The sequence below is a fragment of the Pseudonocardia adelaidensis genome (assembly GCF_039543345.1).
In the GTDB taxonomy this organism is placed as follows: Bacteria; Actinomycetota; Actinomycetes; order Mycobacteriales; family Pseudonocardiaceae; genus Pseudonocardia; species Pseudonocardia adelaidensis.
In genome coordinates, this window is sequence record NZ_BAABJO010000001.1 from 208272 (window position 1) to 231105 (window position 22834).

The 22834-nt window shown below is 73.1% G+C and carries 23 protein-coding genes and 1 pseudogene; 11 read left to right on the top strand and 13 right to left on the bottom strand.

Annotated features, from left to right (window positions below):
• The first annotated feature begins 82 nt into the window (after positions 1-82).
• Positions 83-1390, top strand: coding sequence for a cytochrome P450 (locus tag ABEA81_RS01035; RefSeq protein ID WP_345602570.1), 1308 nt, complete (start codon positions 83-85; stop codon positions 1388-1390).
• A gap of 6 nt (positions 1391-1396) precedes the next feature.
• On the opposite strand, the gene ABEA81_RS01040 is transcribed toward ABEA81_RS01035, so the two are convergent.
• The 5 genes from ABEA81_RS01040 to ABEA81_RS01060 form a co-directional block, all read right to left on the bottom strand.
• On the bottom strand, positions 1397-1819 hold the full coding sequence (locus ABEA81_RS01040) for a low affinity iron permease family protein (RefSeq protein ID WP_345602571.1): 423 nt from the start codon (positions 1817-1819) through the stop codon (positions 1397-1399).
• Between the two features lie 61 nt (positions 1820-1880).
• Entirely contained in the window at positions 1881-2315 is a 435-nt protein-coding gene (locus ABEA81_RS01045; RefSeq protein WP_345602572.1) for an SRPBCC family protein, read from the bottom strand.
• Positions 2312-2863 carry a TetR/AcrR family transcriptional regulator gene (locus ABEA81_RS01050; RefSeq protein WP_345602573.1) on the bottom strand — a complete coding sequence of 184 codons (552 nt, stop codon included), beginning with the start codon at positions 2861-2863 and terminating at the stop codon, positions 2312-2314. The genes ABEA81_RS01045 and ABEA81_RS01050 overlap by 4 nt, the downstream gene beginning before the upstream one ends.
• Before the next feature lie 169 nt (positions 2864-3032).
• Positions 3033-4151 (bottom strand): Gfo/Idh/MocA family protein, encoded by a 1119-nt coding sequence (locus tag ABEA81_RS01055; RefSeq protein WP_345602574.1) that lies wholly within the window; start codon positions 4149-4151, stop codon positions 3033-3035.
• Positions 4148-4975 carry a sugar phosphate isomerase/epimerase family protein gene (locus tag ABEA81_RS01060; RefSeq protein WP_345602575.1) on the bottom strand — a complete coding sequence of 276 codons (828 nt, stop codon included), beginning with the start codon at positions 4973-4975 and terminating at the stop codon, positions 4148-4150. Before ABEA81_RS01060 ends, ABEA81_RS01055 begins: the two co-directional genes overlap by 4 nt.
• Before the next feature lie 106 nt (positions 4976-5081).
• Between ABEA81_RS01060 and ABEA81_RS01065 the strand changes: the two genes are divergently transcribed.
• Positions 5082-6419, top strand: coding sequence for an NAD(P)/FAD-dependent oxidoreductase (locus tag ABEA81_RS01065; RefSeq protein WP_345602577.1), 1338 nt, complete (start codon positions 5082-5084; stop codon positions 6417-6419).
• 18 nt (positions 6420-6437) lie between these two features.
• The gene (locus tag ABEA81_RS01070; RefSeq protein ID WP_345602578.1) at positions 6438-7256 is read left to right on the top strand and encodes a class I SAM-dependent methyltransferase; all 819 of its coding nucleotides are present in this window, start codon (positions 6438-6440) and stop codon (positions 7254-7256) included.
• Positions 7257-7406: 150 nt separating this feature from the next.
• On the opposite strand, the gene ABEA81_RS01075 is transcribed toward ABEA81_RS01070, so the two are convergent.
• From ABEA81_RS01075 to ABEA81_RS01090, 4 genes are all read right to left on the bottom strand, one after another.
• Positions 7407-8363 carry a GNAT family N-acetyltransferase gene (locus ABEA81_RS01075; protein WP_345602579.1) on the bottom strand — a complete coding sequence of 319 codons (957 nt, stop codon included), beginning with the start codon at positions 8361-8363 and terminating at the stop codon, positions 7407-7409.
• 457 nt (positions 8364-8820) lie between these two features.
• On the bottom strand, positions 8821-9945 hold the full coding sequence (locus ABEA81_RS01080; RefSeq protein ID WP_345602580.1) for an epoxide hydrolase family protein: 1125 nt from the start codon (positions 9943-9945) through the stop codon (positions 8821-8823).
• Entirely contained in the window at positions 9942-11039 is a 1098-nt protein-coding gene (locus ABEA81_RS01085; protein ID WP_345602581.1) for a hypothetical protein, read from the bottom strand. The genes ABEA81_RS01080 and ABEA81_RS01085 overlap by 4 nt, the downstream gene beginning before the upstream one ends.
• Positions 11036-13222: an HAD-IA family hydrolase gene (locus tag ABEA81_RS01090; protein WP_345602773.1), complete on the bottom strand. Its 2187-nt coding sequence runs from the start codon at positions 13220-13222 to the stop codon at positions 11036-11038. Before ABEA81_RS01090 ends, ABEA81_RS01085 begins: the two co-directional genes overlap by 4 nt.
• Positions 13223-13280: 58 nt before the next feature.
• Between ABEA81_RS01090 and ABEA81_RS01095 the strand changes: the two genes are divergently transcribed.
• Both ABEA81_RS01095 and ABEA81_RS01100 read left to right on the top strand, forming a co-directional pair.
• Positions 13281-14432, top strand: coding sequence for an ROK family transcriptional regulator (locus tag ABEA81_RS01095; protein ID WP_345602582.1), 1152 nt, complete (start codon positions 13281-13283; stop codon positions 14430-14432).
• A 56-nt stretch (positions 14433-14488) separates the two neighbouring features.
• Positions 14489-15094 (top strand): TIGR03086 family metal-binding protein, encoded by a 606-nt coding sequence (locus ABEA81_RS01100; RefSeq protein WP_345602584.1) that lies wholly within the window; start codon positions 14489-14491, stop codon positions 15092-15094.
• Between the two features lie 2 nt (positions 15095-15096).
• Here ABEA81_RS01100 and ABEA81_RS01105 read toward each other — a convergent pair.
• A pseudogene (locus ABEA81_RS01105) lies at positions 15097-15444 on the bottom strand (MerR family transcriptional regulator); the annotation flags it as partial.
• Positions 15445-15498: 54 nt separating this feature from the next.
• Here ABEA81_RS01105 and ABEA81_RS01110 point away from each other — a divergent pair.
• Both ABEA81_RS01110 and ABEA81_RS01115 read left to right on the top strand, forming a co-directional pair.
• Positions 15499-16467, top strand: coding sequence for a zinc-binding dehydrogenase (locus ABEA81_RS01110; protein WP_345602585.1), 969 nt, complete (start codon positions 15499-15501; stop codon positions 16465-16467).
• A 42-nt stretch (positions 16468-16509) separates the two neighbouring features.
• Positions 16510-16776, top strand: a complete 267-nt coding sequence (locus ABEA81_RS01115) for a DUF1876 domain-containing protein (protein WP_345602586.1) — start codon at positions 16510-16512, stop codon at positions 16774-16776.
• On the opposite strand, the gene ABEA81_RS01120 is transcribed toward ABEA81_RS01115, so the two are convergent.
• Positions 16745-17257: an Lrp/AsnC family transcriptional regulator gene (locus ABEA81_RS01120; RefSeq protein WP_345602587.1), complete on the bottom strand. Its 513-nt coding sequence runs from the start codon at positions 17255-17257 to the stop codon at positions 16745-16747. The two genes, ABEA81_RS01115 and ABEA81_RS01120, sit on opposite strands and share 32 nt — an antisense overlap.
• Before the next feature lie 109 nt (positions 17258-17366).
• Between ABEA81_RS01120 and hppD the strand changes: the two genes are divergently transcribed.
• A complete protein-coding gene (gene hppD / locus ABEA81_RS01125; RefSeq protein WP_345602590.1) occupies positions 17367-18560 on the top strand; it encodes a 4-hydroxyphenylpyruvate dioxygenase in 1194 nt (397 codons plus the stop codon).
• 74 nt (positions 18561-18634) lie between these two features.
• Here the strand turns inward: hppD and ABEA81_RS01130 are convergent, their stop codons facing one another.
• On the bottom strand, positions 18635-20308 hold the full coding sequence (locus ABEA81_RS01130; RefSeq protein WP_345602591.1) for a solute symporter family protein: 1674 nt from the start codon (positions 20306-20308) through the stop codon (positions 18635-18637).
• Positions 20308-20628: a DUF485 domain-containing protein gene (locus ABEA81_RS01135; protein WP_425570410.1), complete on the bottom strand. Its 321-nt coding sequence runs from the start codon at positions 20626-20628 to the stop codon at positions 20308-20310. The genes ABEA81_RS01130 and ABEA81_RS01135 overlap by 1 nt, the downstream gene beginning before the upstream one ends.
• 318 nt (positions 20629-20946) lie before the next feature.
• Between ABEA81_RS01135 and ABEA81_RS01140 the strand changes: the two genes are divergently transcribed.
• The 3 genes from ABEA81_RS01140 (at position 20947) to ABEA81_RS01150 (ending at position 22783) form a co-directional block, all read left to right on the top strand.
• The gene (locus ABEA81_RS01140; RefSeq protein ID WP_345602594.1) at positions 20947-21714 is read left to right on the top strand and encodes a GAF domain-containing protein; all 768 of its coding nucleotides are present in this window, start codon (positions 20947-20949) and stop codon (positions 21712-21714) included.
• A 19-nt stretch (positions 21715-21733) separates the two neighbouring features.
• Positions 21734-21907 (top strand): hypothetical protein, encoded by a 174-nt coding sequence (locus ABEA81_RS01145; RefSeq protein ID WP_345602595.1) that lies wholly within the window; start codon positions 21734-21736, stop codon positions 21905-21907.
• A gap of 189 nt (positions 21908-22096) precedes the next feature.
• Positions 22097-22783, top strand: coding sequence for a response regulator transcription factor (locus ABEA81_RS01150; RefSeq protein WP_345602597.1), 687 nt, complete (start codon positions 22097-22099; stop codon positions 22781-22783).
• The last annotated feature ends 51 nt before the right edge of the window (positions 22784-22834 follow it).

Genomic DNA, 22834 nt, shown 5'->3' on the forward strand with positions numbered 1-22834 from the left:
AACGCCCGCAACCCGCCGTTCGTCCGGTGGATCCGCGGGTACTTGCGTTCCCATGGCGAGCATTCAGGGCAGGGAGCACGCGGTGGTGGCGACTCGGGCGTCCGTGGGCGACACGCTGCGGACGGTGGGCACCGCGCTCGCCCCCGTCGCCGCCCGCGGGGTGATCGTCCGGCGGCCCTGGGTGATGGCGGCCGCCGAACGGATGGATGCCGACCACCGGCTCGTCCGCACGCTGCAGCGGCTCCGCGCGCGGTACGGGCCGGCGCCGCTGCGGCTGCGGGTGCCGGGACGGTCGGTGGTGCTCGTACTCGACGCCGCCGACGTCGACGACGTGCTGGCCCGGTCCCCCGAGCCGTTCGCGACCGCCACACCGGAGAAGCGCGGCGCGCTGGCACACTTCCAGCCGGGCAACGTGCTGATCTCGCACGGCGCCGACCGCGCCGACCGCCGCCGCTTCACCGAGTCGGTGCTCGAGCCCGAACGCCCGCTGCACCACCTGGCCGAGCCGATGGTCGGCGTGGTGCGGCAGGAGGCTGCCGACCTGCTCGGGCACCACGGGCTGCTCGACTGGGACACGCTCGCGACGACGTGGATGCGGATCGTGCGGCGCGTGGTGCTCGGCGACTCGGCCCGCGACGACGCCGAGCTCACCGAGCTGCTCGCCCGGCTGCGCGGCGCCGCCAACTGGTCGCTGGCCCATCCTGGGCGGCCCCGCCTGCGCGCCGAGTTCCTCGACCGGCTGCGCGAGCGGCTGGCCACGGCCGATCCGGGCAGCCTCGGCGCCGTCGTCACCGAGACGCCCGTGACGGCGCGGACCCGCCCGGTCGAGCAGGTACCGCAATGGCTCTTCGCCTTCGACCCGGCCGGGATTGCGACCTTCCGGGCGCTCGCGCTGCTCGCCACGCATCCGGCGGAGCTGGACGCCGCGCGGAGCGAACTGGCGGGCCACGGTCCCGACGCCCCTCGGGACCTGCCCGGTCTGCGCGCCGCGGTGCTCGAGTCGGTGCGGCTCTGGCCGACCACGCCCGCGATCCTGCGCGAAACGACGACGCCCACCGAGCTGGGCGGGCGCACCCTGCCGGCCCGCACCCTGGTCGTCGTGCTCACGCCGTTCTTCCACCGCGATGACCAGCGCCTGCCCGACGCGGACCGCTTCGCCCCGCAGCTGTGGCGGGACGGTGGGCCGCCGACGGGTCTGGTGCCGTTCAGCGCGGGGCCTGCGATCTGCCCGGGCCGCAGCGTGGTGCAGTTCGTGGCGAGCACCTTCCTCGCCGCCGTGCTGGAGCACCACGACGTGCGACTCGACGCAGGCCCGCCGCTCGGGCCGGAGCGGCCGCTGCCGGGCACGCTCGACCCGTACCGGCTGCGGTTCACCGTCACCAGGCGGTGACGCGGGTCAGTCCTCCGCGCTCTCCCGGTCCTCGAGGCCCACGGCGGCGCGCAGCTGCTTGCGGTCGTCGCGCAGGTCCGGGTGGTCGGCGGCGAGCCGCGCCATCAGGTCCGACATCGCATCGGCGATGGCGTTCAGCTTCTTCTGCGACGCGTCGTCGGCGCGCTTCTGGGTGTTCTGCAGCAGCGCCACCAGCAGGAACGTCACGATCGTCGTGGCCGTGTTGATGATCAGCTGCCAGGTGTCGATGCTCGGCAGCACCAGGAAGGACGGCACCCACAGCACCACCAGCAGCACGCAGAACATGAAGAACCACGCCCGCGAGACGAACTCGTTCACCGCTGTCGCGAAGCGGTCGAAGATCGACAGCTTCCCCGTTACCCCGGCGGGCATCTCGTCGTGGTCCCGCCGCTCCTGAGTGGTCGCCATCGCCGTCCCCTTCGGCCCCGTGCCGTTGACCAGGGCTACCCACCCCCAGCACGAACGAACTTCAGTCGCGCGCAGCCGCGGCGAGCCCCGTGACCATGCCGCGGAAGATCCGGGTCAGCACGAGGCGGTAGATCCAGCCCGTGCCGGGGCGCCCGGGGAAGAACGACGCGCTCCACCGGATGCGCGTACCCGTCCCCGTCGGGGTCAGCTCCACGACGGCCCGGTAGTTGCGCAGCGGCAGCCCGGAGAGCAGCGCGTAGCTCAGTCGCCGCGGGGGCTCCCGCTCGACGATCTCCTCCCGCACGCAGTTCCGTCCGGTGACGAACTGCGCGATACCGCCGAGCCCGTCGGGGGCACCGTCCCGGCCGGGCCGCACGCCGGAGTGCGAGCCGAGCGGCGACCAGCTCGGCCACGTCGAGCGGTCGGAGAGCAACGCCCAGACCGCGTCGGGTGCGGCCTCCGTGGTGGTTTCGGCGGCGATCCGCTGGATCTTCATGTCACCCTCCTGATGAACAGCTCGTGAGCCGCGTCGGCGGCCGCGCGGTCGCCGGTGGCCAACAGGTCGAGCAGGAGCCCGCGCACGGTCGCGAGACCGAGCCGCGCGGTGGCGCGCGCCTGGTCGGCGGGCAGCCCGCGCTGGACGAGCAGCGTGGTGAGCTGGTCGACCCAGGTCGGCACGACCCACTCCAGCATCGGTGCCGCTCCGGGGTCGCCCTGGAGCGCCCGGCCGTACAGCTCGAAGAACAGCCGCTCGTGCGGGTGCAGCCGCGGATCGGCAACGCGCTCCCACATGCGGCGCGCCAGTTCGGCCGTCGACGCGCCGGCGTCGGCGGCGAGCTCGGCCAGCGCGGCGCGCTGCTCCTCCTCGACGCTGCGGACGATCGCGAGCACGAGCCCGTCGCGGGACCCGAAGTGGTAGATCAGCATCCGGTGGCTGGTGCCGATCGCCGCCGCGATGCCGCGCAGGGTGGCGCCGCCGAGGCCGTGCTCGGCGAGGTGCCCGATCGCGGACCTCAGCAGCGCCGCCCGTGCGTCCCCCTCCACACCGAGGAATGTACCACTTGGTACAGGCCGTCAGGCCGCGCAGATGCCCGGAACGGCCTCCCTGCGCGGCAGGTGCGGGGGTGGCGACCGTGCCGTCGGGGTAGCGCTCGCGGTGACTCTGGAACTGCGGGTCGGAGAAGGCAGCGCGACACCAGCGACCTGACGAGCGTCAGGCGATCGGCATCCGCACCGCAGCGAGGACGTCCGCCACCCGCACCGGGACGCCCGTGCGGGCCGACTCGTACACCGCCCGCACGGTGGCCAGCGCGAGCAGCGCGTCGTCGAGGGTGACGCCGGGGCGCCGGCCGGTGCGGATCGCCTCGACGACGTCGCGGTACTGCCGGGCGTGGCCGGTGAACATCGGACCGTGCGCCGGGTCCGGCTCCTCGGCCGGCAGGACGCGCGCGGTCTGGTCCGCGCGGTCGCCCTGGTCGGCGCTGACCCCGGCGTCCCCGGCCGCCTCGGCCGACGCCAGCTCCTTGCTGTGGAAATACCCGAGCCGGTCGTCGTCGATCACCGCGGAGCCTGCGTCGCCCAGCACCTGCAGCCGGACGGAGAGGCCGGGGTAGGCGGCCGTGGTCGCGTGCAGGGTGGCCAGTGCGCCGGACTCGAACCGGACGACCGCGGCCACGGTGTCCTCCACCTCGACGCGCTCGTGCGCGAGCAGCCCGGTCAGCGCCATGACCTCGACCGGCGTGCCGAGGAACCACAGCAGCAGGTCGACGGTGTGCACCCCCTGGTTCATGAGGGCGCCGCCACCGTCGAGCTCCCAGGTGCCACGCCATGCACCGGAGTCGTAGTAGCCCTGGCTGCGCCACCACGACACCGTCGCCACCGCCGACGTGATCCGGCCCAATCGGCCCGCGGCGATCGCCTCGCGCACCACCACGCTCGCGGGGTCGAAGCGGTGCTGGCTGATCACCGTGACCACGGTGCCCTCCGGCGCAGCTGCGGCCGCCGCCGCGATCGGCGCGGCCGCCTCGACGGTGACGTCGACCGGCTTCTCCACCACCACGTGCCTGCCCGCCCCGAGCGCGGCCACCGCGACCTGCGCGTGCGCCCCGCTGGGCACGCAGATCGCCACCGCGTCGACGTCGTCGCGGGCCAGCGCCTCGTCCACCGACGTCGTGACGAACGGCGCCGGGTCGAGGCGTTGGGCCAGCGCCTCGGCAGCGGCCGCGTCGACGTCCACCAGCACGCTGACAGTGGTGTCCGGGTCGGCCGCGAGCACCTCGGCGTGCAGCTTCCCGATCACCCCGCAGCCGACCACCGCGAAACGCAGCGTCACCGGTACTCCACCCCCACCGTGTCGAGGATCCGCGTGAACGCCGTGGTGGCCCGCCGGAAGTGGTGCTCACCGGAGAACCCGCCGAGCGTCCCCGCGGTGGCCAGGTGCGGCTCCATCGAGCAGAACCCGTCGTAGCCGTCGGCCCGGAGGGCGCGCACGGTGGCCTCGACCTCGCCGTCGCCCTCCCCGGCCGGCACGACCGTGCCGTCGGCCAGCAGCGCGTCCTTCACCTGCAGGTACTCGAGGTACGGGCGCAACGCCTCGTAACCGTCGGTGAACGGGGTGACGCCCACCTGCACGAAGTTGGCCGGGTCCCAGGCCAGCCGCAGCGTCGGCGACCCGACCGCCTCCACGATGTCGAGGCAGCGCTGCGGGATGTCGCCGTAGATCTCCTTCTCGTTCTCGTGCAGCAGCACGACGTCGTGGTGCCGCGCCTCCGCGGCGAGCGCTGCCATCCGGCGCAGCACCTCGTCGCGGTGCACCGCGGGGTCGTCGCCCTTCGGGATGAAGAAGGAGAAGATCCGGATGTAGGGCGCCTGCAGCACCCGGGCCACGTGCAGGGCGCGGCGCATGCGCACCAGGTGGGCGTCGAAGTCGTCGAGCACCCCGATCTTGCCGATCGGCGAGCCGACCGACGAGCTGCCGATGCCGGCGCGCTCCAGCGTGGCACGCACCTTCTCCAACTGGTCGTCGTCGAGGTCCAGCACGTTGGTGTCCCACGCGCTGCGGAACTCGATGTGCCGGATCCCGAGGTCGGTGAGGACCCGGCACTGCTCGTCGAGATCGGGGGAGATCTCGTCGGCGAAGCCGGAGAGGGTCCACATGCTGTTACGCTCCCGTCTGGGCGCCGACCGATCGGGCGCCCGGCAACCGAGCGTAGTGGGGCTCGGCGCGGCGATTGCCGATCCAGGGGCCCGGGTAGGCGAGGCCATGACGTCGACAGATGCGGAAGCCCGGCCGCGGGTCGTGATCGTCGGAGGCGGGTTCGCCGGGCACACGGCGGCACGCGGGCTCGCGAAGCGGATCGGCCACACCGCCGAGATCGTGCTGATCAACCCCACGGACTACTTCCTCTACCTGCCGCTCCTGCCCGAGGTGGCGGCCGGTGTGATCGACCCGCGACGGATCACGGTGCCGCTCGCGGCCACCCTGCCCGGCGTGCGGGTGGCGCTCGGGGAGGTCGACACGATCGACCTCGACGCCCGCACGGTCGGCTGGACCGACCCCGAGGACGGGCGGGGCGAGCTGCGGTACGACCGGCTCGTGCTCGCCGCAGGCAGCGTCAACAAGCTGCTCCCGATCCCCGGCGTCGCCGATCACGCCCACGGCTTCCGCGGCATCCCGGAGGCCCTCTACCTGCGCGACCACATCACCCGCCAGATCGAGCTGGCCGCTTGCGCCACCGACCCCGGTGAACGCGAGGCGCGCTGCACGTTCGTCGTGGTGGGCGCCGGCTACACCGGAACGGAGGTCGCCGCCCAGGGCCCGCTGCTCACCGACGCGCTGGTCCGCCAGCACGCGGAGCTGAACGACCAGCCGGTGCGCTGGCTGCTGCTCGACCTCGCCGAGCGCGTTCTGCCCGAGCTGGACCCGCGGCTCTCGCACACCGCCGACCAGGTGCTGCGCGAGCGCGGGGTCGAGGTGCGCACCGGGCAGTCGGTGCAGGAGGCCACCCGCGAGCACGTGTGCCTCACCACGGGGGAGAAGGTGCCCACCCGCACCCTGGTGTGGTGCGTCGGGGTGCGGCCCGACCCGCTCGTGGAGGGCCTCGGGCTGCCCACGGAGAAGGGCAGGCTCGTCGTCGACACGCAGCTCACGGTCCCCGGCCACCCCGACGTGTTCGCCTGCGGCGACGCGGCCGCTGTGCCGGACCTCACCCGTCCCGGCGAGGTCACGGCGATGACCGCACAGCACGCCACCCGGCAGGGCAAGCTCGCCGCGCGCAACGTCGCCGCGTCGCTCGGGGTCGGCTCACCCCGCGGCTACCGCCACCACGACCTCGGATTCGTCGTCGAGCTCGGCGGGCACGACGCCGCGGCCAACCCGCTGCACGTGCCGCTCTCCGGGGTCGTGGCCAAGGCCGTGACCCGCGGCTACCACCTGCTGTCGATGCCGACCAACCGCGCCCGCACCGCCGCCGACTGGCTCCTCGACGCGGTGCTGCCCCGCCAGACCGTGCAGCTCGGGCTCGTCCGCGGGCCCGACGTACCGCTCGAGACGACGTCACCCGAGGTGGGGAGGCCGAAGGGCACGATCGGGAGCCGGTGATCGGGTAGCTTCCGCGGCGTGGAGCGGGAGAAGGTCACGCTGACCGGGGCGCCGGAGACGCTGCTCGCCACGCTGTACGGGAGGGCGCTCGACAGCCGCGCACCCCGCTCCGTCCTGCACGATGAGGCGGCGGCCCGCGCCGTCGAGCGGATCGACTACGACTTCCGCCGCACCGGGATCACCGCCACCACCGCGGCGGGCGTCGCGCTGCGGGGCCGCCAACTCGACGCGTGGACGCGTGAGTTCCTCGACGCCCACCCCGAGGCCACCGTCCTGCACCTCGCCTGCGGGTTGGACACCCGCACGCAGCGGCTGGCCACGGGCCCGTCCGTCCGGTGGATCGACCTCGACCACCCCGATGTCGTCGCACTGCGGGAGCGGCTGCTGCCGCCCCCGGCGGGCGACTACCGCCTCGTCGGCGCGTCCGTCACGGACGACCGCTGGCTCCAGGCGGTGCCGGCCGACCGCCCCACCGTCGCCGTGTTCGAGGGCCTCACGATGTACCTGCGCGAGGAGGACGGGCGGCGGCTGATCGAGCGGATCACCGGCCGATTCCCGGGCGGGCAGCTGTTGTTCGACTGCTACGGCACCATCGGCATCCGGCTGCAGAAGCTCGTGACGGCCGTGCGCAACTCCGGCGCCACCCTGCACTGGGGAATCGACGACCCACGCGAACTCGAGGCGTGGCACGACGGCCTGGTGCTGCTCGACGCGCTGCGCAGCGTCGACATGCCCGGCCTGGACCTGCTCCCCCGCGCGGGCCGCGTCGAGATGCGGGTGCTCGCGCTGCTGCCCAAGCTCCGCGACGTCGGCCGGATCCTGCGCTACCGCTTCTGAGGGCCGCTCGCACACCAACTGCGTCCAACTATTGCGTTCGCCACCAGCACCCCTTCGCATCGATCATCAACCAGCCATCGCCGGTCAGCACGAGATGATCGATGTTCGTGCCACCTGACTGCATCGGAGTGGGGCAGGAGTGGTGCTCGCTCAGCCGCGCAGCCGCATCTCAGCTCTGTGCACGAGGTACTTGGTGGCCGGGTTGTCCCGGGAGAATTCATACGCCAGTCGCAGTACCCCGGGACGAACGAGTTCGACCGCCGCTGGGTAGCGGAACGGCAGTGCCCCCCATCCGAGTTTAGCCAGCGCCGTACTCGGCCAATCTGAATTGTATTTCAGGCCGCGGTCGAGCATGTCCGAGAGAACCTGCTCAGGGAGGCCACCCATGTCATACCAGCGGAGACCGTGCCTCCTCGCCCACTGGATACCGGCCCAGGTAACGGCCGCCGGAACAGCCGTTCGCGCTGCCCCGCCCGACCGGTCGAACCCGACAAATCGACCGCGTAGCATCTCCGCGTTGACGGTCAGTAGGTCGGCAGCCAGCGGAACGCCATCAACCTCCCCTATGAGGAGCACGACTTGCCCAGATGGTCGAAGCTCGCGATACAGCGTTCGAAGGTAGTCCAATTCGAACGGGCGGAAGCCGTGAATTTCTGCCGAGCAGCCGAGCAGTCGGGCCAGCACTGGAATGTCTCGCAGCCCGCCCTCGCGCACCGTGACGCGATACTTGTCCCAGAGCTTTGCGGCCGGGCGCACTCTCCGACGAGCCCGGGCGCGCAGCTCGTCCTCTTCGACTTGAACGTCGACCCGCAGCGATCCGATGGGGGCGAGCTGAGCGTACGAGGGGCGGAAACCGGAGCTCAGCAGACTACCCCTCAGAAGTTCCCCATCCTCGGGTGGCTGGATGAACAGCGCATGGAACCGCCGCGCTGCGAGCTCGGACAGCACCCGCGTCAACAGCTGCAAGGCAAGTGTCGAATGATGCCCGGACGGACAAACCGGGCCGTAGGGGAGGTAGCCGATACTATATCCGATATTGCCGCATTCTAGAACTTTGCGATGAAGCAGCAGTCCCCCGGCCAGCAGCCTGCCCTCCTCTTGGCGCACGAATATGTATAACGGCGAGTACCCGACGTGAGCACGTACTCGCGCCCATGCGGAGAGTTGGGTGACGTCAGTTCCCGGTGCGGTGCGGACCAATTGGTCCCACTCGGCGAGCTCCCATGGCTCCGGGCACGGCTCAACTTGCACCGAGAGCGGCCCAAGTAAATGGTGCGGCTCGTGCAATCGTCGCGAACCGAACGAAATGCGAACCATTGGAGGTCGCCCCGCCTTCGTGAAACCTCACTGGCGACCATCCGCCACGGTTCTAGGGGCACGGACATGGTCGACCGAACTTGCCAAGAGCGCCGCGAGGAAGAGCCGCCACACGCGAGAATACCAGAGAACCGTGGGCGGAGCTCGTGACCGTTTGGCGGCGCCCATCCCATTCGCACCAATTGGCCTGCCGGCACAGGCGCCATTGCACGGCACCACAGTTGGTGTGCCACCGCGCCGGGGGGCGTCAGCGCACCAGGCGGAAGAAGGCCCGCAGTTCCGCGGCGAAGAGCTCCGGTTGCTCGAACGCCGCGAAGTGGCCGCCGCGGTCGGGCTCGTTCCAGTAGCGGATGTCGGGGAAGCGGCGGGCCGCCCAGCGGCGGGACAGCCGGGGGTTCTCGTGCGGGAACACCGAGCACCCGACGGGGACGCCGCGCACCTCGTCGGTGATCTCGCCGGCGAAGATGCGCTGCACCTCGCTGAGGCTCTCCCAGTACAGCCGCGCCGCCGAGGCGCCGGTGCCGGGCAGCCAGTAGAGCATCAGGTTGTCCAGCAGCTGGTCGCGGGTGAGCGTGCTCCCCGGGTCGGTCCACTCGTGGAATTTCTCGATGATCCACGCGGCGAGCAGGGCCGGGGAGTCGACGAGGCCGTACCCGATCGTCTGGGGGCGGGTGGAGTGCTCTATCGCGTAGCCGACGCCGTCCGCCTGGGCGCGGGCGAGGTCGTCGAGGGCGGCCCGTTCGCCCGGGGTGAGGTCGTCGAGGGTGGCCGGGTCCGGTGCGCCCAGGGGCGGTACGAGGTGGATGCCGGCGACGTGCGCCGGGTCGAGCTTCCCGATCCAGGCGGTGACGGAGGTTCCCCAGTCGCTCCCGGCTGCGCCGTAGCGCTCGTAGCCGAGCCGGGCCATCAGCTGCGTCCACGCGGCCGCGATGCGCTCCAGGTTCCAGCCGGAGCGGGCCGGCCGGTCGCTCCACCCGTATCCCGGGAGGGACGGGACCACGACGTGGAACGCGTCCAGCGGCTCGGTCAGCAGCGCGATCGCATCGAGGAACTCGACGACGGATCCGGGCCAGCCGTGCGTGAGCACGAGCGGCAGTGCGTCCGGGTCCGACGACCGGACGTGCAGGAAGTGGATGCCGAGGCCGTCGATCTCGGTGCGGAACTGCGGCAGGGCGTTCAGGCGGGCCTCGGTGGCCCGCCAGTCGTAGCCGTCGGCCCAGTACGCGCACAGCTCCTGCAGGTGCGCCAGCGGCACGCCCTGCGTCCAGCCCTCTGCGGTCCCGGGCTCGGGCCACCGCGTGCGCCGCAGCCGGTCGCGCAGATCTTTCAGCTCGGCGTCGGACACGTCGATGCGGAACGGTGTCACGGTCATGATTGCTCCCTTCGTACGGCCACCGCGAGCGCGGCGGCCAGTGGCAGCACGGCGAGCAGGTACGCCGCGCGGAGGTCGAGCGTCGCGCCGAGGCCGGCGAGCACGGCGGGCGCGACGACGATGGCGGTGCCGGACGCGAGCGCCCCGACCGCCGGCCCCCGCGTGACCGACATGCCCGGCACCCGGACCAGGCGGGCGAGCGTGACGGGGTAGAACGCGGCGGTGCCCAGGCCGGCGACGACGAGCCCGGCGACGACCGGCACCGGCGCGTTCGGCACCGCGACGGCGAGCGTGCCGGCGACGACGACCGCGCACCCGACGGGCACGACCGGGAACCCCCGGGCGATCAGCCACGGGGCCCCGTAGCGGCCGGCGGCCATCCCGAGCAGGAACGCGACGGCGGCCGCGCCCGCGGGGCCCGCCGCCAGTCCCGCGTCCTGCAGGCGGGCGGCGGCCCAGATCGTGAAGCAGAACTCGATCGACACGCCGAGCACCACGGCGGCCCACGCGGTGGCGACGCGCCGCGCGGCCGGTCGGGCGGCCGTCGTCTCGGACGCCGGTGTGGGCCCGGCCGCCCACGTCGCTGCGGCCGCGAGCGCCAGCAGTGGCGGCACGGCGAGCAGCAGCGCGAGCCGGCCGCTGCCCAGCTGCACGTCCAGCACGCCGACTGCCAGCGGGCCGAGGATGCCGCACCCGCTCGAGACGGCGTTGACCTGCGACAGGTGCGCCCCGACCGCCGGGCCGCGCAGCAGGGCGGGCGTGACCAGCACCAGCCCGGCCGACCCCGTGCCCAGCAGCAGGGCGCCTGCTCCCGCGAGCGCGGCCGTCGAGCCAGTCGCGAGGAGCGCCGACCCACCCGCCGCGACGAGCGCGGAACCCCGCAGCACCGGCCGCGGGCCGCGGCGCAGGAGCACCGGCCCCACGGCACCCATGAGCAGGAGCCCCACCCCGAACGACGACGAGAGCCACACCAGCTCCTCGCGCGGCCGGTCCAGGTCGCGGGCGAGCAGCACCAGGCACGCCCCCAGGCTGTTGATCGTGAAGCCGACGGCGGCCGGCCCCGGCGCGACCCGCAGGACGACGCGGTCCGTCACGGGTGGACGAGCAGGAGCGCCTGCTGCGCGGCGAGGCGGACCCGCCCGGTCCGCGGCCGCCCGGGGGTGACGGCCGCGTCGTCCGTGTCGAACACGGCGGGAGCGGGCAGCGCGATCTCCTCGGTCGGCCCGTCGCCGAGCGCGACCAGCACCTCGAGCCCGTCCCGGCGGTACGCGGTGATCCCTGCTCCCCGGTCGACCCGCGAGACCCGCGGGTCGGCGAGCCGGTGGGCCACCGCACGCCGGGTGCGGAGCAGGCGGGTGAGCGTGGCGAGCGGAGACCCGGGGTCCACGGCCTGGGCGGCCGCGGTCTCGGCCTCGGTCCGGTCGCCGTCGGGCAGCCACGGTCTCCCCGTCGTGAACCCGAGGCCGGGCCCCGGCCGCCACGGCATCGGCGTGCGTGCCCCGTCGCGGCTCTGGCCCGGCTCCGCGGTGCCGAGCGGGTCGGCGCCGGCTCCATCCGGCACCTGCCCGTCCTCCAGGCCGAGCTCCTCGCCCTGGTAGAGCCACATCGTTCCGGGCAGGAGCGACGTGACGGCGTGCAGCGCCATCGCGCGCCGCCTGCCGAGCCGGCCGCCGCCGTAGCGGGTGACCGCGCGCATCCGGTCGTGGTTGCTCTGCACCCACGCCAGCTCCGGGGAGGCGGCCGCGGCGGCGTCCAGCATCGTGACGATCCGCCGCGGGTCCCACCCGGACTCGACGAGCCCGAACCAGAACGACGAGTGCAGCCGCTCGGCCCCGACGTAGCGGGCCAGCGCCACCGGGTCGAGCTCGTAGACCTCGCCGACCAGCAGCGCGTCGTGGCGGTCCGCCACCCGCCGCCACCGCTCGTGGATCGCGTGCACGTCCGGCTGGTGGATGTCGTAGCGGTGCTCCTGGTTCTTCCACGCCTCGGTGACGCCCGCGACGACGAACGGGCGCTCGGCCGCCGGGTTGTCCGGCAGGTCCGGGTGCTTGAGCAGGTAGGCGGCGGTGTCGACGCGGAACCCGTCGAGGCCGCGCGCGAACCAGTGCTCCAGCACGGCGTCGACCTCGGCCACGACAGCCGGGTTGCGCCAGTTCAGGTCGGGCTGCTCCGGCCGGAAGAGGTGCAGGTAGTACTGGCCGGTGCCGGGGCTGGACGTCCAGGCGGGTCCACCGAAGTGCGAGAGCCAGTTGTTCGGCGGGCCGCCGTCCAGGGCGGGGTCGCGCCAGATGTAGTAGTCGCGACGGGGATCGGTGCGGGAGGACGCGGCGGCGACGAACCAGGGGTGCGCGTCGCTGGTGTGGTTGACGACCAGGTCGCCGAGCACCCGCAGGCCGCGCCGGTGGGCCTGGTCGAGCAGCTCGTCGAGGGCCTCCTCGCCGCCGAAGCGGGGGTCGACGGCGCGGAGGTCGGCGATGTCGTAGCCGTGGTCGCGCATCGGCGAGACGAAGAACGGCGTCAGCCACACGACGTCGACGCCGAGCCGGACGAGGTGGTCCAGGTGCGCGGTGACGCCGGCGAGGTCGCCCCAGCCGTCTCCGGTGCTGTCGGCGAACGAGGGCAGGTAGACCTGGTAGCCCACGGCGTCGCACCACCACGGCCGCACGCAGGCCCGCTCCAGCAGGTGCGCGAGCTGGGCGAGGTCGGTGATCCGCAGGTCGCCGTCCAGCCCGCGCAGCGCTGCCGTGCGCATGCCGGCGGCGCGGCCCGACGCGAGGCCGGGCTCGCTGTCCTCCACCACGAGGCAGGCCTCCGGGTCGACGCCCAGGCGTGCCGCCGCGATCCGGAACCCCTCCGGGTCGGGCTTGCCGCGCCGCACGTCCTCGACCGTCACGAGCAGCGGTGGCTCGATCCCGGCCGCGCCCAGCCGCGCCTCGGCCAGCCGCACGTCCGCGCTGGTCACGACGGCCCACGGCACACCGAGCCGGTCGAGCGCGGCGAGCAGCTCCGGCGCGCCCGGTGCGGCGACGACGTCGGCGATGTCGTCGTACTGCAGGTCCATCTGGCGCTGCGCGGAGGCCGCGACGGCCGCGTCGTCCAGCGCGGGGAGCAGGCGGCGCACGGTGGGTGCGGGCGGGCTGCCGTGGACGATCGCGAGCACGTCGGCCGGGTCGAGGCCGTGTTCGGCCGACCACGTGGTCCACGCCCGCTCGACGGACGCGTCCGAGTCGACGAGGGTGCCGTCCATGTCGAGCAGGACCGCACGTACCGACGTCATGTCCACGGGGGCCTCCCATTAAACTCGAACTTCGAGCATAATCCTGGAGGGAGGGGCGATGGCAAGCCCACGCTGGTACGGCGCGCTCGCCGTGCTCGTCGAGATGCGCCGCAGCCCGGGCGTCACCCGCGCCGCGGTGGCGCAGCGGCTCGGCCTCTCCAGCGGATCCGCCACGGACATCACGGCCCGGCTGCGCGAGCTCGCGCTGCTGACCGAGACCCCGGCGCCCGCCGAGGGGCGCGGCCGGCCGACCACGGTCCTCTCCCCGCACCCCGACGGCCCGGTCGTCCTCGCGGTCGACCTGCGCCACGAGGACTGGCGCTGCGCGTTCGCGGGCCTCGACGGCAACCCGGTCGTACTGGACGCCGCGCCGCACCCCAGCCGCGAGCCCGAGCAGGCCGTGGCCGCCGTCCGGGAGGCGGTCCGGCGGGCCCACGCCCGCCTCGGCGACCGGGTCCGCGCCGTCGGGGTCGCGGTCGCCGCCACCGTGCAGGACGGGCGCGTCGTGCAGGCGTCCACGCTGGGCTGGGGCCCGGTCGACCTCACACCGCTCGGCCTGCCCGGCGTCCCGCTGCGCATCGACAACGACGCCACCCTCGCCGGCGTCGCCGAGGCACGTGCCGGCGCCGGCGCGGGTGCCGGCACGGCGCTGCACGTCACGGTGGAGGTCGGGGTCGGGGGCACGCTCGTCGTGGACGGGCGGCCGGTGCGCGGGGCCACCGGTGCCGGTGGCGAGTTCGGCCACCTGCCGCTGGGCGACCGCACGCTCCGGTGCCCGTGCGGCGCGCTCGGCTGCTGGGACCTCACCGTCGACGGCCGCGCGCTCGCCCGCCACCTCGGCGAGCCGCCGCCGGCCGACCCGCGCACCTACGCCACGACGGTGCTCAGCCGGACCGACGCCGCCGCCCTGGCCGCCGTCGCACGCGCGGCGGCGAGCCTCGGCAGCGGGATCGCGGGTCTCGCCAACGCGCTCGATCCGCAGGTCGTGACGCTGGGCGGGCTCGCGGACCCGCTGCGGGCGGCCGCGAGCGAGGCGTTCACCGCAGCGTTCACCGACGGCCTCATGACGTTCCGCCGCGCGAAACCTCCCGCGCTGCGCGCCGCCGCGCTGGGCGACGACGCGGCGCTGCACGGGGCAGCCGCCACGGCCCTGGACGCGGTGCTCACCGAGGAGTCGCTGTCGACGTGGGCGCGGCTGCGGGCGGTCTGATCCCACGTCCGTTTCCCGCCAGCGCACGTCCCGGCCCTGCGGGCAGGCTCGGTGCCATGGCCGACGGCGTCGACGAGCTCATCGATCGGTACCTCCTCTCCAGCGCGCAGTTCGAGGAGAAGCTGCGCCGGGTGCGGCCCGGCCAATGGACGCTGCCCACTCCCTGCTCCGAGTGGGACGTGCGCGCCCTCGTCAACCACATGACCCGGGGGAACGTCAACTACGTGCGGCTGATCGACGGCGCGACCGGCGCCGAGTTCCTGAGGTCCCGGGACGCCGACGCGCTCGGCGCGGACCCGGTCGCCGCCTACGCGCGATCCGTCCAGGACTGCGCGGCGGCCTTCACCGCGCCCGGTGTCATGCAGCGCACCGTCGACTACCCCCTGGGCCGGGTGACCGGACGGCAGGCGCTGGCCGTGCGGACCACGGACAGCACGATCCACACCTGGGACCTCGCCCGGGCCATCGGCGCCGACGAGACCCTCGACGCGGGGCTGGTCCGGTGGATCGACGAGCACCTCGACGAGATCTACGCCGGCCTGGCGGAAACCCCGGTCTCGGCCGAGTCCACCCACCGGTTCTTCGCCACGCCGGACGGCGACCCCGGATCCGGCGCCTCGACCCAGGACCGGCTGCTGCACCGGATGGGCAGGACGCCCTGACGGCGCACCGCGTCGAGGTAGTCGGAGATCGCGTCCCGGTTGCGGACGAGGCACCCGATGCGCTCGGACATGCGCGCGTGCTCGCGTTCCAGGATCGCGATGGTCTCCGGCGTGGGATCGGCGACGTGGACCGCGCCGGTGGTGAGGCACGGGAGGATCTGCTTGATGACGCGCGTCGGCAGCCCGGCGTCGAGCAGGCCCCTGATCTGCAGCACCCGGTCCACGCAGGCCACGTCGTACTCGCGGTACCCGTTCGCGCTCCGGCCGGAGGTGATCAGCTCCTGCTCCTCGTAGTACCGCAGCAGGCGTCGGGACCTGCCGGTGCGCTCCGACAGCTGCCCGATGCGCATGTGCGCCACCTCATATCGACCATCACACTTGTGTGAGGGTTCGAGTGTAGGGGCATGCGAGCCCTCCACCAGACGGAACTGACCGGTCCGAGCCGGATGTGCCTGGTCACCGACGCTCCCGTGCCGACCGCGGGCCCGGGCGAGGTCCTGGTCCGGGTCACCGCGGCCGGCGTCAACTTCGCCGACGTCATGCAGACCCGCGGCACCTACGCAGGCGGCCCGCGGGCGCCCTACGTCGCCGGCTTCGAGGCGGCGGGCGAGGTGGTCGCGCTCGGCGCCCGGGTGAGCGGTCTCCGGCGGGGCGACCACGTGATCGGAACCGGGTACGGCGCCTTCGCCGAGTACATGGTGCTGCCCGCGGCCGGCGCCGCGCCGGTCCCGGCGGGCTGGACCGGCGAGCAGGCGCTCGGCCTGGTCCTGAACTGGGGCACCGCGCTCGCCGCCCTGCGGATCGGCCACATCGCCGCCGGCGAGACGGTGCTGGTCCAGGCGGCGGCCGGCGGGGTCGGACAGGCCGCGGTGCGCCTGGCGACGCACCACGGGGCGACCGTGATCGGCAGCGCGTCCCCGGACAAGCACGACGTGGTGCGGGCGCTCGGCGCGACCCACGCCCTCGACCGGAACGCGGACGTGGGGGCCGAGGTGCTGCGGCTCACCGCGAACCGTGGCGCCGACCTCGTGCTCGAGTCCGCCGGCGGGGACGCGTTCCGCGCCGCTCTGGCGGCGACCAGGCGGATCACCGGCCGGATGGTCGTGTACGGCATGGCCGGTGGCGAGGCCGCGATCAGCAACCGGGAGCTGGACTTCACCCACCCGATCCACCTGATCGGCCTGCACATGGGCACCCTGGCCCAGGAGGCGCCGGACCTCTTCACCGAGCTCATGGCCGAGCTGGCCACCCTCATCGCCGCGGGCGTCTACCCGCCCGGCCGGCCCACCGTCCACGAGCTGGCCGACGGGCCGGAGGTCCTCGCTGCGCTCGAGGCCGGGGCCACCGTCGGCAAGCTGGCGCTGCGCCCGTGAGGGGCGGACACTGTCCGGACCGAGCGAGCCGAGGTGAGCGGCATGCAGGCCCTGAAGCGCTGGAGCGTCGCGATCGAGATCGACGAACACGACGGCAGGACGCGGGCGGTGGCCCGCCTGGACGCGGGGGCCACCGAGCTCACCGGGGTCGGCCTGGCCCGGTGCAGCCCCGAGGACCGGGACGTGCCGCAGATCGGCGACGAGCTCGCCGTGGCCAGGGCCCTCTCGGAGCTCTCCCACAAGCTGGTGGACGCCACGGCGTCGGACATCGAGCAGATCACGCACCAGCCGGCGCACGTCCGTATCTAGGCGCGCGGCTGGGGCCCGTGCGCGGCCGCGCCTCCAGCAACGGCAGGACGCGGGGCTCCACCACGACCGAGAGCACCACCACGCTCGTCGAGCGGGCGATGGTGGGGCTGCGCCCGAGCGCGAGCAGGGTGTCCTGCAGGTCCTGGTGCGACGACGCGCCGAGCCGGCAGAGGACGTCGGACGAGCCGGTGGTGGCGTACGCCTCCAGCACGGCGGGCAAGGCCGCGAGCTCCGCGGCGACGTCCGCCAGCTGGCCCTGGGCGATCTCCAGGGTGGCGAAGGCCTGCACCGGGTAGCCGGCCGCTGCCAGGTCGACGTCGGGGCCGTAGCCGGTGATCACACCCTCGCGCTCCAACCGGTCGAGCCGCGCCTGCACGGTGCCCCGCGCGACGCCCAGCGTGCGCGAGAGCTCCAGCACCCCCGCCCGCGGGCTCGCGCGCAACGCCCGGATCAGGTCGACGTCCAGCGCGTCCAGCTCCATGTGGGCGGACTGTACAGCTGAATCGGCCATCTGACCGGCAATCCGTTCAGGCCGACCAGATCGAGCGCGGACAGTTGCGCAGCAGTTCTGGTGTGAGCTGTCCTGAAGCATGGCCATCGAGCAGACCCTCACCAACCAGGAGCGCCTGGCCGAGCTCGGCCTCGACCAGCTGCAGCAGCTCGTCGGGCTCGTCGAGTACGACGAGCAGGGCGACCCGTTCCCGGTCACCGGATGGGACGCCGTCGTGTGGGCCGTCGGCAACGCCACCCAGGCCGCGGCCTTCTACCAGCTCGCCTTCGGCATGGAGCTGGTGGCGTACTCCGGACCGGAGACCGGCAACCGCGACCACCACGCGTACGTGCTGCGCTCGGGCGCGGTCCGGTTCGTGCTGAAGGGCGGGGTGGACCCGGCCAGCCCGGTGCTCGACCACCACCGCCGCCACGGCGACGGGATCGTCGACATCGCGCTCGAGGTGCCCGACGTCGACCGCTGCATCCGGCACGCCCGCGCCCAGGGCGCCACGGTGCTGGAGGAGCCGCACGACGTCACCGACGAGCACGGCACCGTCCGGCTCGCCGCGATCGCCACCTACGGCGAGACCCGGCACACGCTCGTGGACCGCTCCCGCTACACCGGCCCGTACCTGCCCGGCTACGTCGCGCGCACCTCGGGACGGCCGCCGCGCAAGCGGCTGTTCCAGGCGCTCGACCACGTCGTCGGGAACGTGGAGCTGGGCCGGATGGACGAGTGGGTGGGCTTCTACCACCGGGTCATGGGCTTCACGAACATGGCGGAGTTCATCGGCGACGACATCGCCACCGAGTACTCGGCGCTCATGAGCAAGGTGGTGGCGAGCGGCAACCACCGCGTCAAGTTCCCGCTGAACGAGCCGGCGGCCGGCAAGAAGCGCTCACAGATCGACGAATACCTGGAGTTCTACTGCGGGCCCGGCGCCCAGCACCTCGCGCTCGCCACGAACGACATCCTGCGCACCGTCGACGCGCTGCGCGATGCAGGCGTCGAGTTCCTCCCGACGCCCGACTCCTACTACACCGACCCCGCCCTGCGGGCCCGCATCGGGGAGGTGCGCGTGCCGATCGAGGAGCTGCAGGCCCGCGGCATCCTCGTCGACCGCGACGAGGACGGCTACCTCCTGCAGATCTTCACCAGGCCGATCGGCGACCGCCCGACCGTGTTCTTCGAGCTCATCGAGCGCCATGGCTCCCTGGGCTTCGGCAAGGGCAACTTCCAGGCGCTGTTCGAGGCGATCGAACGAGAGCAGGCGAGGCGGGGCAACTTCTAGGGCCGCCCGGACGCCGGCATGGTGGCCTTACTGGCACAAGACGGCAGTAAGGCCACTATGCCGGCGTTGCCGGCCTACACCTGGATCTTCGGCATCGGGGTCGGCTTCTTCAGCCCCGTCGCCTTCTCCGAGCCCGCACCCGTCAACGCGCGGACCTCCATCTCCGCGTGCCGGGCATCGGCCGCCTCGTCCTTGCGGCCGAGGAGGGTGCCGATCGCCCCGAGCAGGAACGACGCCGGGATGGACACCAGCCCGGGGTTGGCCAGCGGGAAGACCGCGAAGTCGAGGCTCGGCACCATCGCGGTCGGGCTGCCGGACACCGCGGGCGAGAGCACGATCAGCACCACGCTGATGCCCAGGCCGCCGTAGATGCTGCACAGGGCGCCCATGGTGTTGAACCGCTTCCAGAACAGCGAGTAGAGGATCGTCGGCAGGTTCGCCGACGCCGCCACCGCGAACGCGAGCGCCACCAGGAACGCCACGTTCTGGTTGCGGGCGAGGATGCCCGCCGCCACCGCCACGACCCCGACGAGCACCGCGGTGCGGCGCGCGACCCGCACCTCGGCGTCCGGGGATGCGGCGCCCCGCTTGATGAGGTTCGCGTACACGTCGTGGGCGAACGACGCCGACGCCGTGATCGTCAGCCCGGCCACCACCGCGAGGATCGTGGCGAACGCGACCGCCGAGATGACCCCCAGCAAGAACTCGCCGCCCAGCTGGTAGGCCAGCAGCGGGGCCGCGGAGTTGCTGCCGCCGGGCGCGGTCGCGATCCGCTGCGCCCCACCCGGCACGAGGGCTGCCGCGCCGTAGCCCAGCACGAGGGAGAACAGGTAGAAGATGCCGATCAGCCAGATCGCCCACACCACGGAACGCCGCGCCTCCTGGGCGTTGGGCACCGTGTAGAAGCGCATCAGGATGTGCGGCAGGCCCGCCGTGCCCAGCACCAACGCGAGGGCGAGCGACAGGAAGTCGATCTTGGCGAGGTCGGACGCACCGTACTGCAGGCCGGGGATGAGCAGCTTCTCCCCCAGCTCCTTGACCGCGCCCGTGGCCGTCGTCATCGACGGGTTCTTCTCCACCGCCTCGCCGAGCAGCTCGGAGAAGTCGAACGCATGCCTGCCGAGTACCCACGTCACCATCGTGGCGGCGCCCACCAGCAGCAACCCGGCCTTGATGATCTGCACCCACGTGGTGCCCTTCATGCCGCCCACCAGCACGTAGGTGATCATCAAGGCGCCGACCACGGCGATCACGACGCCCTGGCCGACCGTGTTGCTGTTCGGGATCTGCAGCAGCAGCGCGATCAGCGCACCCGCACCGGCCATCTGCGCCAGCAGGTAGAACAGCGACACCACGAGCGTGGACGTGGCCGCCGCCGCCCGCACCGGACGCTGCCGCATCCGGAAGCTGAGCACGTCGCCCATCGTGAACTTGCCGGTGTTGCGCATCAGCTCCGCGACCAGCAGCAGCGCCACCAGCCACGCGACGAGGAAACCGATCGAGTAGAGGAACCCGTCGTAGCCGTTCACCGCGATCGCACCCGCGATGCCGAGGAACGACGCCGCGGACAGGTAGTCACCGGCGATCGCGACGCCGTTCTGCGGCCCGGTGAACGACCGCCCGGCCGCGTAGTAGTCCGATGCGGTCCGGTTGTTCCGGCTCACGCGGAACACCACGACGAGCGTCACGAGGACGAACGCCGCGAACACCGAGATGTTGAGGATCGGACTGCCGAGCTTCTCGGACATCAGTGCCCCTCCATGCGGGTACGGATGGAGTCCGCGACGGGATCGAGCCGGGCGCCGGCGTAGCGCACGTACACGCCGGTGATCACGAAGGTCGACACGAACTGCAGCAGGCCGACGACGATCCCCACGTTGATGTAGCCCAGCACCGGGATCGCCATGACGCGGGGCGCGTAGGAGGCGACCAGGACGTAGCCGAGGTACCAGAGCATGAAGGCCGCGCTCATCGGGAACACGAACCGCCGCAGCCGCGACCGCAGTTCGGCGAACTCGGGGCTGGCCTGCACCCACTCGTGGAGCGTCTGCTCGTCTCTCACCGGCACCGTCCCAAATCAGCTTTCGAGGTGTCTGCCAGCCCGGTGCAACGACCGGGGGACCAACCGGTTCCGCGGCCGCGACCTGCAAGATCGAATTTCGGGCACGATGGGGAGCGCCGTTTCCGACGGGGCCGACCCGACCGGGTGAACGTACGCGGCCCGCACGAGGTGTCGTCGCGTAGCAACGCGAATAGGGACACGAGGAGTAGCCGAAATGGAGCGAGTGCGCGCGATCTTCATCCTTTCGGGCCGACTTGCCGCCGCACTCCTGAGCGACATGCCGGTGCCGCGGTGTGACGGACCCCGCGGCTACGCTCCCCCGCGATGGGGGGAACCAGGGAGCTCGTCCGGGCCACGGCGCGCCCGGTCGCGGTCGGCGCCGCCACCGTGGCGTGGGTGCTCGGCGCCGTCGTCAACGACCTCCACGGCTGGCCGTTCACGCTCACGGCAGCCGTGGGCGCCGTGCTCACCGCCCTCGCCGTCGGCATCCCGCTGCGGGCCGAGCACAACGCCCGCGTGCGCGCCGGCACCGCCGAGCAGATCGCGGAGGACGCCTCGGCGCGCATCCAGCTCGTGCTGAACGACGCGCTCGAACCGCTCACCTACCTCATCGGCCGCATCACCGACCGCAGGCGCTGGTCGTTCGGGCGCGAGGCGGCCGAGCTGCAGGGCCAGGCCATGGCCGTGGTGCTCTCGGCGGCCGCCGAGGTGCTCGGCGCCAACCGGCTGCGCTCCTGCTTCTTCGCCCGCGTGGACGAGAAGCCGGTCCGGCTCGTGCCATCGGCGTTCCACGGGCGCGCGGAGGAGCCCCGCACCACGTTCGTGGAGGGCACCGAGCTCGGTGACTTCGCGCTGGGCCTGCTCGCCCGGCGCGAGGACCTGTTCTGCGCCGACACCGAGACCGCCTTCCCACCCGGCTGGGACCCCGGCCCGCACAAGTACCGCACCTTCATCGCGGTGCCGGTGGCCACCGAGGCCCGGCAGTTCGGGATCCTCACCGTCGACGGCCTCGAGGTCGGCGACCTCACCGAGGACGACGTCGCGGCCGTGCGGGTGCTCGCCCGCCTCTTGGCGGTCGCCCTCGGCGCCTGAGCGCAGCTATCCTGGGGTCGTGGCGAAATCCCGCAAGAACGGCGACGACGTGCAGCGCGCTCGGCTGGCACGCCTGCTGAGCGACCCCGCCACCTATTTCGCCGAAGCCCGTCGCCAGGCCCACGAACAGGCCAAGCGGCTGCTCGCCTCCCGCCTGGACGAGCACGGCGAGCCCTCCCCCGGCCGTCCCTGATCCGCCGGACGCACCTCTACTCCGCCGACGCGATCCGTCGACGGGTGGCGCGGGCCGACAACCGGTGCGTGAGCGGAGAAGGCGTGCGCAGCTCGGCCTGTCGACCGGGTGCACGTGCGCGGGCGACCTCCACACTTCCTCCACATCGCGGTCCGCTCCCCTCCACAGGCGCCGCATAGATTCGCCGCCATGAGCGGGGAACGGCGGGTGCTGGTGGTCGACGACGAGCCGACGATCGCCGGGTCGATCGCCGCGCGCCTGCGGGCCGAGGGGTACGCGGTCGAGGTGGCGCACGACGGCCCGTCGGCGATGGCCCGGTTCGAGGCGGACGAGCCCGACCTCGTCGTGCTGGACGTCATGCTCCCCGGCTTCGACGGGCTCGAGGTGTGCCGGCGCATCCAGGCGCACCGGTCGATCCCGGTGCTCATGCTGACCGCCCGCGACACCGAGACCGACCTGCTGGTGGGCCTCGCCGTCGGCGCGGACGACTACCTCACGAAGCCGTTCTCGATCCGCGAGCTGGCCGCCAGGGTCGGGGTGCTGTTCCGCCGGGTCGAGCGCGCGGCCGCCGCGCAGCAGGCGACGGGCCGGATCGTGCTCGGCGACCTCGAGATCGACCCGGCCGAGCGGCGCGTGCTGCGCGGCGGCGAGCCCGCCCACCTCACGCCCATCGAGTTCGACCTGCTCGTCCACCTGGCCAGGCAGCCACGCACCGTGCACCCGCGGGAGGCGCTGCTCGCGAACGTGTGGGGCTGGGCCGACGCCACCGGCACCCGCACCGTCGACAGCCACGTCAAGGCGCTGCGGCGCAAGCTGGGCGCCGACCTGATCCGCACGGTGCACGGGGTGGGCTACGCCCTGGACGTGCCCCGATGAGGCTCATCGCCCGCGTCGCGGATGCGCTGTGCTGATGATTCGCTCGCTCCG

Bases quoted from the DNA above. Each gene is read 5' to 3' on its own strand.
- ABEA81_RS01040 (WP_345602571.1), bottom strand. From the start codon at position 1,819: ATGGCGACCACTCAGGAGCGGCGGGACCACGACGAGATGCCCGCCGGG.
- ABEA81_RS01045 (WP_345602572.1), bottom strand. From the start codon at position 2,315: ATGAAGATCCAGCGGATCGCCGCCGAAACCACCACGGAGGCCGCACCC.
- ABEA81_RS01060 (WP_345602575.1), bottom strand. From the start codon at position 4,975: ATGTGGACCCTCTCCGGCTTCGCCGACGAGATCTCCCCCGATCTCGAC.
- ABEA81_RS01065 (WP_345602577.1), top strand. From the start codon at position 5,082: ATGACGTCGACAGATGCGGAAGCCCGGCCGCGGGTCGTGATCGTCGGA.
- ABEA81_RS01080 (WP_345602580.1), bottom strand. From the start codon at position 9,945: ATGACCGTGACACCGTTCCGCATCGACGTGTCCGACGCCGAGCTGAAA.
- ABEA81_RS01090 (WP_345602773.1), bottom strand. From the start codon at position 13,222: ATGACGTCGGTACGTGCGGTCCTGCTCGACATGGACGGCACCCTCGTC.
- ABEA81_RS01095 (WP_345602582.1), top strand. From the start codon at position 13,281: ATGGCAAGCCCACGCTGGTACGGCGCGCTCGCCGTGCTCGTCGAGATG.
- ABEA81_RS01100 (WP_345602584.1), top strand. From the start codon at position 14,489: ATGGCCGACGGCGTCGACGAGCTCATCGATCGGTACCTCCTCTCCAGC.
- ABEA81_RS01110 (WP_345602585.1), top strand. From the start codon at position 15,499: ATGCGAGCCCTCCACCAGACGGAACTGACCGGTCCGAGCCGGATGTGC.
- ABEA81_RS01115 (WP_345602586.1), top strand. From the start codon at position 16,510: ATGCAGGCCCTGAAGCGCTGGAGCGTCGCGATCGAGATCGACGAACAC.
- ABEA81_RS01120 (WP_345602587.1), bottom strand. From the start codon at position 17,257: ATGGAGCTGGACGCGCTGGACGTCGACCTGATCCGGGCGTTGCGCGCG.
- hppD (WP_345602590.1), top strand. From the start codon at position 17,367: ATGGCCATCGAGCAGACCCTCACCAACCAGGAGCGCCTGGCCGAGCTC.
- ABEA81_RS01130 (WP_345602591.1), bottom strand. From the start codon at position 20,308: ATGTCCGAGAAGCTCGGCAGTCCGATCCTCAACATCTCGGTGTTCGCG.
- ABEA81_RS01140 (WP_345602594.1), top strand. From the start codon at position 20,947: ATGGGGGGAACCAGGGAGCTCGTCCGGGCCACGGCGCGCCCGGTCGCG.
- ABEA81_RS01150 (WP_345602597.1), top strand. From the start codon at position 22,097: ATGAGCGGGGAACGGCGGGTGCTGGTGGTCGACGACGAGCCGACGATC.